This window comes from Kitasatospora sp. NPDC058184 (assembly GCF_042883725.1).
Classification (GTDB): Bacteria; Actinomycetota; Actinomycetes; order Streptomycetales; family Streptomycetaceae; genus Kitasatospora.
In genome coordinates this window covers 25,055-39,002 of sequence record NZ_JBHVVE010000021.1, presented here as the reverse complement: position 1 = coordinate 39,002, position 13,948 = coordinate 25,055, and the positions used below count along the sequence as shown (strand labels likewise).

At 73.0% G+C, this 13,948-nt stretch carries 9 protein-coding genes; 2 read left to right on the top strand and 7 right to left on the bottom strand.

Going from position 1 to position 13,948, the window contains the following annotated elements; genetic code table 11:
• Positions 1 to 12: 12 nt before the first annotated feature.
• The 7 genes from manA to ACFVXH_RS31335 form a co-directional block, all read right to left on the bottom strand.
• Positions 13 to 1,221 carry a mannose-6-phosphate isomerase, class I gene (gene manA / locus ACFVXH_RS31365; protein ID WP_387829243.1) on the bottom strand — a complete coding sequence of 403 codons (1,209 nt, stop codon included), beginning with the start codon at positions 1,219 to 1,221 and terminating at the stop codon, positions 13 to 15.
• A 20-nt stretch (positions 1,222 to 1,241) separates the two neighbouring features.
• Positions 1,242 to 2,174 carry an ROK family protein gene (locus tag ACFVXH_RS31360; RefSeq protein WP_387829241.1) on the bottom strand — a complete coding sequence of 311 codons (933 nt, stop codon included), beginning with the start codon at positions 2,172 to 2,174 and terminating at the stop codon, positions 1,242 to 1,244.
• Positions 2,175 to 2,239: 65 nt separating this feature from the next.
• A complete protein-coding gene (locus tag ACFVXH_RS31355) occupies positions 2,240 to 5,287 on the bottom strand; it encodes an alpha-mannosidase (RefSeq protein WP_387829239.1) in 3,048 nt (1,015 codons plus the stop codon).
• A 41-nt stretch (positions 5,288 to 5,328) separates the two neighbouring features.
• Positions 5,329 to 6,585 (bottom strand): glycosyl hydrolase, encoded by a 1,257-nt coding sequence (locus ACFVXH_RS31350; RefSeq protein WP_117491474.1) that lies wholly within the window; start codon positions 6,583 to 6,585, stop codon positions 5,329 to 5,331.
• Positions 6,586 to 6,667: 82 nt separating this feature from the next.
• On the bottom strand, positions 6,668 to 7,609 hold the full coding sequence (locus tag ACFVXH_RS31345) for a carbohydrate ABC transporter permease (protein WP_375877253.1): 942 nt from the start codon (positions 7,607 to 7,609) through the stop codon (positions 6,668 to 6,670).
• A 6-nt stretch (positions 7,610 to 7,615) separates the two neighbouring features.
• On the bottom strand, positions 7,616 to 8,488 hold the full coding sequence (locus tag ACFVXH_RS31340; RefSeq protein ID WP_074005259.1) for a carbohydrate ABC transporter permease: 873 nt from the start codon (positions 8,486 to 8,488) through the stop codon (positions 7,616 to 7,618).
• A gap of 204 nt (positions 8,489 to 8,692) precedes the next feature.
• Entirely contained in the window at positions 8,693 to 9,982 is a 1,290-nt protein-coding gene (locus ACFVXH_RS31335) for an ABC transporter substrate-binding protein (protein ID WP_387829236.1), read from the bottom strand.
• Positions 9,983 to 10,132: 150 nt separating this feature from the next.
• Between ACFVXH_RS31335 and ACFVXH_RS31330 the strand changes: the two genes are divergently transcribed.
• On the top strand, positions 10,133 to 11,215 hold the full coding sequence (locus tag ACFVXH_RS31330) for a LacI family DNA-binding transcriptional regulator (RefSeq protein WP_079272693.1): 1,083 nt from the start codon (positions 10,133 to 10,135) through the stop codon (positions 11,213 to 11,215).
• A 252-nt stretch (positions 11,216 to 11,467) separates the two neighbouring features.
• Entirely contained in the window at positions 11,468 to 13,936 is a 2,469-nt protein-coding gene (locus ACFVXH_RS31325; RefSeq protein WP_387829234.1) for a discoidin domain-containing protein, read from the top strand.
• Positions 13,937 to 13,948 lie beyond the last annotated feature (12 nt).

The window sequence follows — 13,948 nt, the reverse complement described above, 5'->3', positions numbered from 1 at the left end:
CGGTCGGCGCGGCTACCCCGTGGTGGCCCGGAACAGCTCCGCGCCCGGGCCGGTCAGTCCGACCGGCCCGGCGCCCGGGCGCAGGTAGGCCGACGCGCCCGCCGGAAGCGGGAGTTCGGAGCCGCCGGGGGCCCGCAGCAGGGCCCGCCCGGAGACGCAGAGCAGGATCTGCGGGGCGGGGCGGTCGACCCGGACGGCGGCGGCGCCGGGGCGCAGCCGGGAGAGCCTGAACTCCTCGGCCGGCGACGGGTACTCCTCCTCGAAGCCGTCGCCGGTCGGGCGCGGGGCGAGCAGTTCGACCTCCCCGGGCCGGAAGTCCGTGACCGCCAGCAGGCCGTCCACGTCGACGTGCTTGGGGGTGAGGCCGCAGCGCAGCACGTTGTCCGAGTTGGCCATCAACTCCACGCCCACGCCCCGGAGGTAGGCGTGCGGCACCCCGGCGTCCAGGTACAGCGCCTGCCCGGCGGTAAGCCGGACGTGGTGGAGCAGCAGGGCGGCGAGCAGCCCCCGGTCGCCGGGGTACTCCTCGGCGAGGCGGGCGTACGCGGCGCTGCTCGCGCCGTACGGCCCGCCGGCGGCCGCCGTGCGGCGCAGGGCGCTGGTGACGGCGGCGAGTTCGGAGCCGTCGGCGTTCAGGCCGGAGCGCAGCAGCTCGGGCAGCACGGCCTCGGCGGGCCGGGTGCGCAGGGCGGCGGCCCAGGGGGCGAGCACGCCGAGCGCGTCCAGCAGCCGGGCGGTGCCGGCGGCCGGGCGGAAGCCGCACAGTGCCTCGAAGTCGCCGAGCGCGCAGAGGAGTTCGGGCTTGTGCCCGCGGTCCTTGTACACCCGCTCCGGCGCGTCCAGCGGGATGGCCCGGGCCTGTTCGGCCGCGTACCCGGCCTCGGCCTGGGCGCGGGTGGGGTGGACCTGGAGGGAGAGCGCCCGGTCGGCGGCCAGCACCTTGAACAGGAACGGCAGCGCCGGGCCGAACCGCCGGACGGTGTCCGCCCCGAGCAGGCCGTCCGGGTCGGCGTCGATCAGCCGGTCCAGCGGCCGCGGGCCGCTGCCGTCTCCGCCGTCGCCGGATCCGTACAGCAGGGACGGCGCCGACGGGTGGGCGCCGAGCCAGAGTTCGGCCTGCGGGGTGCCGTCGGGCGCGGTTCCGGTGAGCGCGGGGATGGCGGTGGGCGAGCCCCAGGCGTAGCGGCGGACGGGGTTCTTCAGGAGGGCGAACGGCGGCATGCGGGCGGCTCCGGGGAGGCTCAGCGGCAGAGCGCGGCCGCGCCGATCAGCCCGGCGTCGGTGCCGAGCTCGGCGCGGCGCACGTCCAGGCCGCGGATGTACGAGAGGGCGGCGTAGCGGTCCAGGTGGCGGGCGAGCGGGGCGAACAGCACGTCCCCGGACTCGGCCACGCCGCCGCCGACGACGACCCGGGAGAGGTCCACCAGGGCGGCCGTGGCGGCGATCCCGGCGGCCAGTGCCCGGGCGGCGCGGTCGAAGGAGGCGAGCGCGACCGGGTCGCCCGCGGCGGCGGAGGCGGCGACGGCGCGGGCCGTCCGGTCGCCGTCCACGGGCCGCCAGCCCTCGGCGAGCGCCCGGCGGGCGATCGCGGTACCGCTGGCGAGGCCCTCCAAGCAGCCGCGGGAGCCGCACGGGCAGGGCTCGCCGTCCAGGTCGACGGTGATGTGGCCGAGGTGGCCGGCGTTGCCGCTGGGGCCGGGGCGCACCGCGCCGTCGAGCACCAGTCCGGCGCCGACGCCGGTCGACACCACCAGGCAGAGCGCGTTGTCGGCGCCCCGGGCCGCGCCCTGCCAGTGCTCGGCGGCGGCCATCGCGACGCCGTCCCCGGCGAGGTGGACGGGCAGCGTGCGCGCGGCCACCGCCGGGTGCGCGGCGACCGCGGTGACCAGCGGGAAGCCGCGCCAGCCGGGGATGTTGACCGGGCTGACGGTGCCGTCCGCGAGGTCGACGGGGCCGGCGCTGCCGATCCCGACGGCCGTCACGGCGGCCCAGTCGGCCGTCCCGGCGAGCCGCTCCAGCACCTGGTGCACCACGGCGAGCACGGCCGCGCCGGGCTCGGTGGCCGGGGTGGGCAGCTGGAGCCGGTGCCGCAGCCGTCCGTCGGCGTCGACCAGCGCCCCGGCGATCTTGGTGCCGCCGATGTCGAGGGCGGCGAACAGCGAGGTGAACGGCACGGTGGGCTCCAGGAAGTAGGGGGCGGCGCCCCGGCCGCGGGGGCCGGGGCGCCGAACAGCGTAGATCAGCCTCGGCGGGCGGCGCTGAGCCGCAGGGTGACCAGCTCGAACGGGCGCAGCGCGAGGCGCACCGCGCCGTCCTCCACCGCCACCTCGCCGCGGGTGCCGTCCCAGGGCCGCTCCAGCAGGTCGCAGGGGACGGCGCCGGCCAGCGGGTAGGAGGTGGTCAGCCGGCCCCGGGCGCGGCCGCCGCCGGCCTCGTAGACCCGGACGATCAGGTCCCCGCTGCGGTCGTCGGCGAGCTTGACGGCGCTCACCACCAGGGCGTCGTTGTCCAGCTCCACCAGCGGGGCGACCCGCTCGGCGCTGCCGGTGACCGTCCGCTCGGGCAGGCCGATCCGGTAGCCCTCGCGGACCGCGTCGCCGATCGCCGCGCCCGGCACCAGGGCGTGCCGGAAGCGGTGCAGGCCCTGGTCGGTCTTCGGGTCGGGGAAGCGCGGGGCGCGCAGCAGCGAGAAGCGGACCGTGGTGGTGGTCCCGCCGTCGTCGGGGCGCACGGTGCGGGTGACGTCGTGGCCGTAGGTGGAGGCGGTGACCAGGGCGACGCCCCAGCCGGGCTCGTCGAGGTGGACGAAGCGGTGGTTGCAGGCCTCGAACTTGGCCGCGTCCCAGCTGGTGTTGGTGTGGGTGGGCCGGTAGAGGTGGCCGAACTGGGTCTCGGCGGCGTAGCGCTCGGTGTGGACGTCCAGCGGGAACGCGGCCTTGAGGAACTTCTCGGTCTCGTGCCAGTCGACCTCGGTGTCGATGTCCACCCGCTGCTCGCCGGCCGGCAGGGTGAGGGTCTGGACGACGGTGGAGGAGCCGAAGGAGCGGGCGATCCGCACCGAGGCCCCGGCGGGGGACGACGCGGCGGTGAGCGAGTCCACGCCGGTCAGGTCGGTGACGGTGTTGCGGTAGAACTGGTCGACGTCCCAGGCGTCCCACATGTTGGGGAAGTCGGGGTGCAGCTGGAGCAGGTTGGCCCGGCTGCCGGGGGCGACGGTCTCCCGGCCGGTCGCGGTCTCGACCACCGAGGCGATCAGGCCGTCCGCGTCCACGGCGACCTCCAGCAGGCCGTTGCGCAGCGTGAAGCCGCCCCCGGGGCGCTCGACGGCCTCGCAGGTGCCGTCCGGCAGGCCGACCGTGGCGGCCCCGCCGGCCGGCACCGTCGAGCGGCCGTGCGGCGCCGAGTTGAACACCAGCTCCCGCCCGCCGGCGGCCGCCCCGGCCAGCGCCTGCTGGGCCGCGCCGATCAGCGCCTCCAGCTCCCCGGCCAGCGCCGCGTACGTCGCCTCGGCCTCGCGGTGCACCCAGGCGATGGACGAGCCGGGCAGGATGTCGTGGAACTGGTGCAGCAGCACCGTCTTCCAGATCCGGTCCAGCTGCTCGTACGGGTACTCCGCGCCGGTGCGCAACGCGGCGGTGGCGCACCAGAGTTCGGCCTCGCGCAGCAGGTTCTCGCTGCGCCGGTTGCCCTGCTTGGTCTTCGCCTGGCTGGTCAGGGTGGCGCGGTGCAGCTCCAGGTAGAGCTCGCCGACCCAGACCGGCGGGTTCGGGTACTCGGCCTCGGCCTTGGCGAAGAACTCGGCGGGCTTCTCCCAGCGGACGGTGGCCGAGCCCTCCAGGTCCTTCATCCGGGCCGCCTTGGCGACCATCTCGCGGGTGGTGCCGCCGCCGCCGTCGCCCCAGCCGGTCGGGGCGAGCGAGTGCCGGGCGACGCCCTTGTCCTTGAAGTTCTTCGCCGCGTGGGCGATCTCGCTGCCCTTCATCGAGCAGTTGTAGGTGTCCACGGGCGGGAAGTGGGTGAAGATCCTGGTCCCGTCGATGCCCTCCCAGAGGAAGGTGTGGTGCGGGAACTTGTTGATCTGGCTCCACGAGATCTTCTGCGTCAGCAGCCACTTGGAGCCCGCGTTGCGGATGATCTGGGGCAGGCCGCCGGTGAAGCCGAAGGTGTCCGGCAGCCAGGCCTCGTGGTTCTCCACCCCGAACTCGTCCAGGAAGAACCGCTTGCCGTGCACGAACTGCCGGGCCATCGCCTCCGAGCTCGGCATGTTGGTGTCGGACTCCACCCACATGCCGCCCGCCGGGACGAAGCGGCCCTCGGCGACGGCCTTGCGGACCCTGGCGTACACCTCGGGGCGGTGCTCCTTGATCCAGGCGAACTGCTGGGCCTGGGACATGGTGTAGAGGAAGTCCGGCTCGTCCTCCAGCAGCGCCGTCATGTTGGCGGTGGTGCGGGCCACCTTGCGGACGGTCTCGCGCAGCGGCCACAGCCAGGCCGAGTCGATGTGCGCGTGGCCGATCGCGCTGATCCGGTGCGCGGACGGCACGGCGGGCGCGGCCAGCACACCGGCCAGCTCCGAACGGGCCGCCGCCGCCGTGCCGTTGACGTCCTGGAGGTCGACGGCGTCGAGCGCCCGCTCGACCGCGCGCAGGATGTCCCAGCGGCGGGCGCCCTCCACCGGCAGCTCGGCCATCAGCTCGCCGAGCACCTCCAGGTCCAGCACCAGCTGCCAGACCGTCTCGTCGAAGACCGCCAGGTCCATCCGGGTCAGCTTGTACTGCGGCTGGTCGCCGGCCGTCTTCTTGTCGCCCAACTCGGTGGGCAGGAAGGGGTGGTAGTCCAGGATGACCGGGTTGGAGGCGGCCTCGACGTGCAGCAGCACCTGCTCGCCGCCGGCCGCCGGGGCGGCGATCCGCACCCACTGGTTCTGCGGGTTGAGGCCCTTCACCGGGGAGCCGTCCGGGCGGTAGACCAGGCCCTCGCACTGGAAGCCGGGCATGTTGGCGTCGAAGCCGAGGTCGATCAGCGCCTCGACGGTGCGCCCGGCCCACTCCTGCGGCACGGTGCCGGTCACGGTGATCCAGCTGGTGCCCCAGGGCGCTCCCCAGGCGTCGCCGACCGCGATCGGGGTGCGCGGGGCGGCCAGGCCCTCGGCGACCGGGACGGGCTCGCCGGGAGCCGTCCAGATGCCGACCTCCAGCGGGACGGACTCGGGGTAGACGGCCGGGCGGATGCGCTCGTCCAGGACGCGCTTGAGGCGGGACTCGACCAGGGTGCGGTCATCGTGCATGTCAGCGGGCTCCGTTGCGTGGCTGAGGGGAAACGGACTGGCTAGAGGGACGGTACGTCGGAGGGGTGGACCACCTCGGTGATGCCGCGCGCGGCGAGGTGCTCGCGGTCCTCGGCGCGCTCGGCGAGCACCGTGGTCGGGCGGGCGCCCTCCTCGGCGAGGCGCATGAACGCCTCGTACACCGGGCCGCCGGGGCCGCAGACCGAGCGCCGGGGCGAGAGGGCCTCGTCGCCGGTGGCGACCACCACGGCGGTGCTGCGCGGCTTCGGCGGCTGCCAGGAGCGGCGGGCCTCGGCGGCGGCCTCGGCGAGCCGGGCGCCGGCCGGCTTGACCGTCCGGTCGGTGGTCAACAGGCCGAGGCTGTACTCCAGTTCGGGGAAGTCGGCGAGCGAGCGGTCCACGTCGTGCGAGCACCACCAGGTCACGCCCCACAGGTCCGGGCAGTCCAGCACGGCCTCCACGGTGGCGCCGGTGAAGCGCGCCGCGTCCTGCGGGGTGATGTGCGGGGCGGGCGCGCCGACCTCCTGCAGCCAGACCGGGCGGGCCGGGTCGTCCGCCCAGGCCTTGGACAGCTCGACCAGGTAGGCGGCGTGCTGCGCGGTGGCGGTGGAGTGGGCGCCGTAGCGCTGGGCGGTGCCGTTGAACACCCAGGAGTGCACGGCGGTCGCGGCGCCGATCCGGGCCGAGTGCCAGGGGGTGAACGGGTGCTCGTCCAGGTACCAGGCCGCGTCGTACGAGGCGTGCAGGTGCAGCCGGCCGGGGGCGCCCTGCTCGCAGGCGTCGAGCATCCGGCGCAGCCAGGCCTCCGCCTCGGCGGGGGTGGCCCGGTCCGGGTCGGGGTGCGGGGCGCCGGAGAACTGGTTGATCTCGTTGCCGAGCGTCATCCCGAGGAAGTTGGGCCGCTCGCTCAGGGCGTCGGCGAGGGTGCGCAGGTAGGCGGCCTGGCCGTCGAGCACCTCGGGGTCGGTGAAGATGTTGCGGCGGTGCCAGGTCTGCGTCCAGGACGGGAGGAAGTCGAAGCTGGACAGGTGGCCCTGCAGGCCGTCCACCGCGACGTCGAGACCGCGCTCGCCGGCCGCGTCCACCAGGGCCGTCAGCTGCTCGACGGCGCGCGGGCGGATCAGGGTGCGGTTGGGCTGGAAGACCGGCCAGAGCGGGAAGACCCGCACGTGGTCCAGGCCGAGGGCGGCGATGGAGTCGAAGTCGGCGCGCACGGCGTCGAGGTCGAAGTCGAGCCAGTGGTGGAACCAGCCGGCGCTGGGCGTGTAGTTGACGCCGAAGCGGGGAGCGGTGGTCATCGGGGTCATCGGAGGGCTTCCTCAACGGGTGTGGGGCGTACGGACGGTGGGTCGTCACCGGCGGGGGCGGTCCCCGGTCGGGCTATCCCTTGACGGCTCCTTCCTCGACGCCCTTGAAGAAGAAGCGCTGGCAGACGCCGAACACCACGACGATCGGCAGGAAGGCGATCATGGTGCCGGCCGCGATCAGCCGGGGGTTGGCGGCGAAGGTGCCGTTGAGGTACTGGAGCCCGACGGTGAGGGTGTACTTCTGCGGGTCGTTGAGCACGATCAGCGGCCACAGGAAGTCGTCCCAGGCGCCGATGAAGGTGAAGATCACGATCACGCTGAGCATGCCGCGCACGTTCGGCAGGCCGATGTGCCACAGCCGCTGCCAGACGTTGGCGCCGTCCACCAGCGCGGCCTGGTCCAACTCGGCCGGGACGGCGGCGAAGGCGGTGCGCATCAGCAGCACGTTGAGCATCGCGATCGAGCCGGGCAGCGCGACGCCGGCCAGGGTGTCGGCCAGGCCGAGTCCGCGCACCAGCACGTACTGGGAGACGATGGTGACCTCGCCGGGCAGGATCAGGGTGGCGAGGAAGAGGCCGAGGACGAGCTTGGCGCCGCGGAAGCGCAGCCGGGCGAGCGCGTAGCCGGCCAGCGTGCAGCCGACCACGTTGCCGGTGATGCAGACCACGGCGACGATCACCGAGTTGAGCGCGTAGGTCCACACCGGGATGACCTCGGCGACCTTGCCGTAGTTGCCCAGGGTGGGCTGGTCGGGCAGGAAGCTCGGGGTGCGGGTGTAGACGTCCTCGGCGGGGCCCTTGAGGGAGGTCGACAGCTGCCACAGGAAGGGGCCGATGACCAGCAGCAGGACCAGCACCAGGAGCAGGTAGCGGGCGGCGGTCTGCGCGGTGGAGGGGGTGTTGAAGCTCCGGGAGCGCCTGGCGGGCCCGGCGGGGCCGGTGGGCCTGGTGGCCTCGGCGGCCTTGGCGGGCTCGGCGGGGGTGTCGGGGGACTGGGGCGTGCGGACGGTGGTCATGGGGGGTCAGGCCGCCTTCCGGTTCAGCCGCATCAGGAACAGCATCGGGCCGAGGGTGACGACGAACAGCAGCAGGCTGAGCGCCGAGGCGTAGCCCAGGTGCCCGTTGAAGCCGCGGCTGTACATCTGGATCAGCATCACCACCGACATGTCCCGGCCGCCGGGGCCGCCGAGGCCGTTGGAGAGCACGTACAGCTCGGAGAAGACGCGCAGCGAGCTCACCGAGATCAGCGCCGAGATCAGGATCATGGTCGGGCGCACCCCGGGCAGGGTGACGTGCCAGAACCGGTGCAGCGGTCCGGCGCCGTCCACGGCCGCCGCCTCGTGCAGCTCGCGCGGGACGTTGGCTAGCGCGGACAGGTAGATGACCATGTAGTAGCCGAGGCCCTTCCAGACGGTCAGGGCGATCGCGCTGAACAGCAGCAGCCAGCGGTCGGTCAGGAAGGCGACCGGGGAGTCGGCCAGCCCGGTCTGCTGCAGCAGGCCGTTGGCCAGGCCCCGCTCGTCCAGCACCCAGCCCCAGATCAGCGCCACCACGACGGCGGAGGCGATCACCGGGGTGTAGAAGGCGGTGCGGAAGAAGGTGATGCCGGGGATCTTGCGCTGCACCAGCAGGGCGAGCAGCAGCGGCAGGACGGTCAGCAGCGGTAGGCAGACCAGCATGAACACGATGCTGTTGACCAGGGCGTCGGCGAGCTGGTCGTCGTCCAGCAGCCGGCCGTAGTTCTCCAGGCCGGTGAACTGCCCGCCGCCCAGGGGCTTGGCGTTGGTGAAGGAGAGGATCACCGTGTTGACGGCCGGCCAGAGGTTGAAGACGGCCAGCCAGACTATCGCGGGCCCGGCGAGCAGCCAGGGGGTGAACCAACGCCGGTGGGTCATGCCGTTGCCTTCCTGGGGCCTGGGGGTGGTGCGGGTGATTCCCGGGGAGCGGCGGGCGCGGGGGAGGCCCGCCGCTTCACCGGTACTTCGCCGGTACGTCTCCGGTGCCGCGCCGGAACGTCTCTGGTACGTCGCTGGTACGTCTCCGGTGCTTCGCCGGTGCGGGGTGGGGTACCGCGGGGCTGGTGCCGGGGCGGCGTCGGATCAGCCCTTGAGCAGCTTGTTGCACTGCTCGACGGCGGTGTCCAGCGCCTGCTTGGAGCTGGTGTCGCCGCTGATGGCCAGCGCGAACTGCTGCTTGATGATCGTGCCCATCGCGTCGTCGACCTCGACCGGCTGGATCAGCTTGGCCTTGGCGAGCGAGGCGAAGGCCGTCACCTTGGCGTCGCCCGCGTTGGTGCCGTCGCTCTTGCTGAAGAACGGGTCGTTCGCGGAGGCCTTGGTGGACGGGAACACGCTGGTCAGGTGGGCGAAGGCGGCCTGGTTCTCGGGGCTGGTCACCCAGCGGGCGAGGGCCACCGCGGCGGCCGGGTTCCTGGTGTTCTTCGGGATGGACAGGCCCTGGACGTACAGCGGCGGGGTGGCCATCGCGGGGGAGGAGACGACCTTCGGGGCGAGGGTCGGGTTGTCGGTGGCGAGGCTGGTGATGTAGTTGCCGCCGCCGGTGGTCCAGGCCACCGTGCCGGAGCTGAAGAGCTTGGAGTTGCCGGCGTAGGTGTCGGTGAGCACCCCGTTCGGCATCAGGCCCTCCTTGAAGGCGTCGCGGTACTTGTCGAGCAGCGCGGCGGCCTCGGGGGTGTTGAAGGTGAAGGACTTGCCGTCGTCGGACATGATCTTCACGCCGATGTTGTACAGGTCCCCGATGCCCGGCTTGCGGCTCATCAGGTAGGTCTGGCCGCCGGACTTCTCCTTCATCGTCCGGGCCTGGGCGATCAGCTCGTCCAGACTGGCCGGGGGCTTCTGCGGGTCCAGGCCGTTCTTCGTCAGGAGATCGGAACTCCAGTAGTTCACATCGGTGTTGAGGTACCAGGGGTAGCCGAAGGTGCCCTGGTAGCCGTTGAACCGGTAGGCGTCCACGCCGCCGGGGACGTACTCCTCGGCGAGCTTGGGGTCGGCCTTGGCGATGTCCAGCAGGACGTCCTTCTTCGCCAGCGGGAAGGCGAAGTCCGGCGGGAGGTTGACCACGTCGGGCAGGCTGCCGGCGGCGGCCTGGCTGAGCACCTTGTCGGAGTAGCCCTCACCGGGCTGGTCGAGCCACTCGACCTCGACGCCGGGGTACTTCTTCTTGAAGCCGTCCAGCACGCCCTGCATGTAGTCGGTGAACTTCGGCTTGAGCGACCAGGTCTGGATCGAGACCTTGCCCTTGACCTCGCCGGTGGCGGCCGCACTCGCCACCGCGTCGCTGTCCTTGGTGTCGCCGGAGCCGAGTCCGCAGCCGGTGAGCGCGGCGGTGGCGAGCGCGGTCGTGGTCAGTGCCGCCCAGATTCTTCGCATGAGGGTCTCCCGGTCCTGGGGGTGGGTGGGGGATCGTGCCGAGCTCGGGGGTTGTGTCGGATTCCGCAACCTGACTAACTAAACCGGTCTAGCTATGCCAGGGACTATGCTCCCGCCTAAACTTGGATGTCAAGAGAGGAGTCGGGTTCTGTGGGCAGACCGACGATCGCCGACATCGCCCGCCAGGCCGGTGTCTCCAAGGGCGCGGTGTCCTTCGCGCTCAACGGCCGGCCGGGTGTCAGCGAGGCGACCAGGGCCCGGATCCTGCGGGTCGCCGAGGAGATGAACTGGCGTCCGCACAGCGCCGCGCGGGCCCTCGGCGGAGCCAGGTCCGACGCCGTCGGCCTGGTGATCGCCCGGCCGGCCCGCACCATCGGCGTCGAGCCGTTCTTCAGCCAACTGCTGTCCGGGCTCCAGGCGGTGCTCTCGGCCAGCTCGATCGCGCTGCACCTGATGGTGGTCGAGGACACCGCCGCCGAGATCGAGGTCTACCGGGGCTGGGCCTCCGAGCACCGGGTCGACGGCTTCATCGTGGTCGACCTCCAGGTCAGGGACCCGAGGCTGCCGGTGCTGGACGAACTCGGGCTGCCCGCCGTGGTGCTGGGAGGTCCCGGCAAGGGCGGCAACCAGCTGCGGATCTGGGCCGACGACCGGGAGGCGATGCTCTCGATCGTCGACTATCTGGCCGCCATCGGCCACCGGCGGATCGCCCACCTCGCCGGGCTGCCGCACTTCCAGCACACCCAGCGGCGGATCCGCGCGCTGCGCGACGCCTCGCGCCGGCTCGGGCTGGAGGAGGCGGTGTCGGTGCCCACCGACTTCAGCGATGCCGAGGGCGCGGCCGCCACCCGGACGCTGCTGTCCCGGGCCGGGCGGCCCACCGCGATCGTCTACGACAGCGACGTGATGGCCGTCGCCGGGCTCGGCGTGGCCGGGGAGATGGGGGTCGCGGTGCCCGGCGAGCTGTCCATCGTCTCCTTCGACGACTCGGTGCTCGCCCGGATCGTGCACCCGCCGCTGACCGCGCTCAGCCGGGACACCTTCGCGCTCGGCGAGCAGGTCGCGCGCAGCCTGTTGGAGGCGCTGGAGGGGGCTGGTGCGGGGCGGGACCTCCAGATGCCCACGCCGCGGCTGACCGTACGGGAGTCCACCTCGCCGCCCGGCGCGCCCGGGACTTCCCCCTCCGGAGTGGTTGTCGCGCGCATCGTTGACAGCGGTTCTGAACCGGTTTAGCCTCGCAGCGCCGAGCGGCAGCCGCTCGGTCCGCTCCGCCGCACCCCGTCCGGCCCCCGCTGCCCGTCCCGCCGCCCGTCCCGCTCCCCGCGCCGCCGCTCCGGTGCGCCCGGGGCCCGGCGGCGGCGCGACCCCCACCCGATCCACCACCGGCACCACACGCTCCAGCACCGGCACGCCCGCATGCAGCCGGGCCCCCGTCCGCGACGGCGGGCCCGCCCCCACCCTCCTCCGCTCGATCGGAGCCACCGCATGTCACGACGCCTCCCCCTGCTGCTTAGCGCCGTCCTCGCGACGGCCGCCCTGACCGCCACCCCCGCCGCCTGGGCCGACCCGGAACCGGCCGCGCTACCGGGCGCCGGGCCGGCCGCGGCACCCGCCGCCACCGCCGGCCAGGGCAACCAGCCCTTCGCCTCGTACTGGTACCCCAACAGCATCCTGAACTGGGACCCTGCCACCGACCCGGACGCCCGCTTCAACCGCTCCCGCGTCCCGCTCCAGCCGCGCACCAGCGACCCGGCGCTGCGGGCCAACCCCAACGCCCGGACCGGCGAAGGGAAGATCGCCTCGCTGGTCTCCTTCGGCCCCACCTCCAACAACCCCTCGCAGGGCTCCGCCGACCCCAACTACTACGCCTTCGGCTACTGGCAGTACGTCGACAAGCTGGTGTTCTGGGGCGGCTCGGCCGGCGAGGGCCTGATCCTCGCCCCCAACCCGACCGTGATCGACGCCGCCCACCGCAACGGCGTCAAGGTGTACGGCACGGTCTTCTTCCCGCCCGGCGCGTACGGCGGACAGCTCCAGTGGGTGCGCGACTTCGTCCAGAAGTCCGGCAGCCGCTACCCCGTCGCCGACAAGCTCGTCCAGGCCGCGCAGTACTACGGCTTCGACGGCTGGTTCATCAACCAGGAGACCGGCGGCGGCGATTCGGCCCTGGCGGGCGAGCTGCGCAACCTGATGCAGTACACCAAGGCGCAGAGCAGTACCGAGTTCATGTGGTATGACGCGATGACCACCTCCGGCGGGGTGAACTGGCAGAACGCCCTCACCTCCGCCAACTCGCCCTTCCTGCAGGACGGTTCGAAGCGCACCTCGGACTCGATGTTCCTGAACTTCGACTGGTCGGCGAGCGGCCTCAACTCCTCCCGGGCGCTGGCCCGGCAGCTCGGCCGCAGCGAGTACGACCTCTACTCCGGTATCGACACCGAGGCCAACGGCTACAACACCGGCGTGAACTGGTCCGCCCTCTTCCCGTCCGGGCAGCCGCACACCACCTCGCTCGGCCTCTACCGCCCCGAGTGGACCTGGAAGTCCGCCACCGACCGCGCCGACTTCTACGCCAAGGACGCCCGCTACTGGGTCGGCGCCAACAACGACCCGTCCCGGACCGACCTCTCGGCGAGCTGGCCCGGCCTGGCCGGCTACGTCGCCGAATCCTCGCCGATCACCGCCAAGCCGTTCGTCACCACCTTCGACACCGGGCAGGGCGACTTCTACAACGCGGCCGGTACCCGGGTCGCCACCGGCGGCTGGAACAACCTCTCGCTCCAGGACGTCCCGCCCACCTACCGCTGGATGGTCGACTCGACCGGCAGCAGGCTCACCCCGTCCGTCGACTTCGGCGACGCCTACCAGGGCGGTTCCTCCCTGCGGTTGAGCGGAAAGCTCGACGCCGCCAACACCGTACGGCTGTACCAGACCAAGCTGCCGGTCGCCACGAACACCAGGCTGGACCTGGTGGTCAAGACCCCGGCCGCCGGGCCCACGAAGCTCAAGGCCGCGGTGTCGTTCACGAACTCCCCGAGCAGCTTCACCACGGTCGACGTCGGCGCCAACGCCGGCACCGGCTGGGAGCGGCACACCCTCGACCTCTCCCCGTACGCGGGCCGCACCATCGCCCAGATCGCCCTGCGGGTCGAGGGGAGCGACCCCTCGTACGACCTCCGGGTCGGCCAACTCGCCGTCTACGACGGCTCGGTGGAGACCCCGGCGGCACCGGCCGGACTCACCGTGCTCGGCGCGAGCGACGTGACCGCCGGCTCCAGCCAGTCGCTGCGGCTGTCCTGGACGGCGGCGCCCGGCGGCAACGTGCACCACTACGAGGTGTACCGCCGAAACGCGGACGGCAGCCGCAGCTTCCTCGGCGCCACGCCCAACGACGCGTACTTCGTCGGGCGGCTCGACCGGGCGGGCGGCGAGAACGCCACCACGCTGGACGTCGAGGCGGTGTCCACCACCTACGGGCGCTCCACCGCCGCGTCCACGACCGTCGGTTGGAACGGCACCCCGCCGACCTCCACCAACCTGGCGCTCAACCGCCCGGCCACCGCCTCCGGCCAGTGCAACGCCAACGAGGGCCCGGCCAAGGCCGTCAACGGCAGCGTCAGCGGCGGGACCGGCGACAAGTGGTGCGCGCTGACCTCCGCCAAGTGGCTGGAGGTGGACCTCGGTTCGGTGAAGCAGCTGTCGAAGTTCGTGGTCAAGCACGCGGCGGCGGGCGGTGAGAGCGCCTCGTTCAACACCCGCGACTTCGCCATCCAGGTCCGCTCGGGAGCCAACGACCCCTGGACGACCGTCGCCGACGTCACCGGCAACACGGCCGGCACCACCACCCACCCGGTGGACACCGCCGCCCGCTACGTCCGGCTGGTGGTCAACACGCCGACGCAGAACGGTGATCCGGCCGCCCGCGTCTACGAGTTCGAGGCCTGGGGCGCGTAGCCCGCGCTGCCC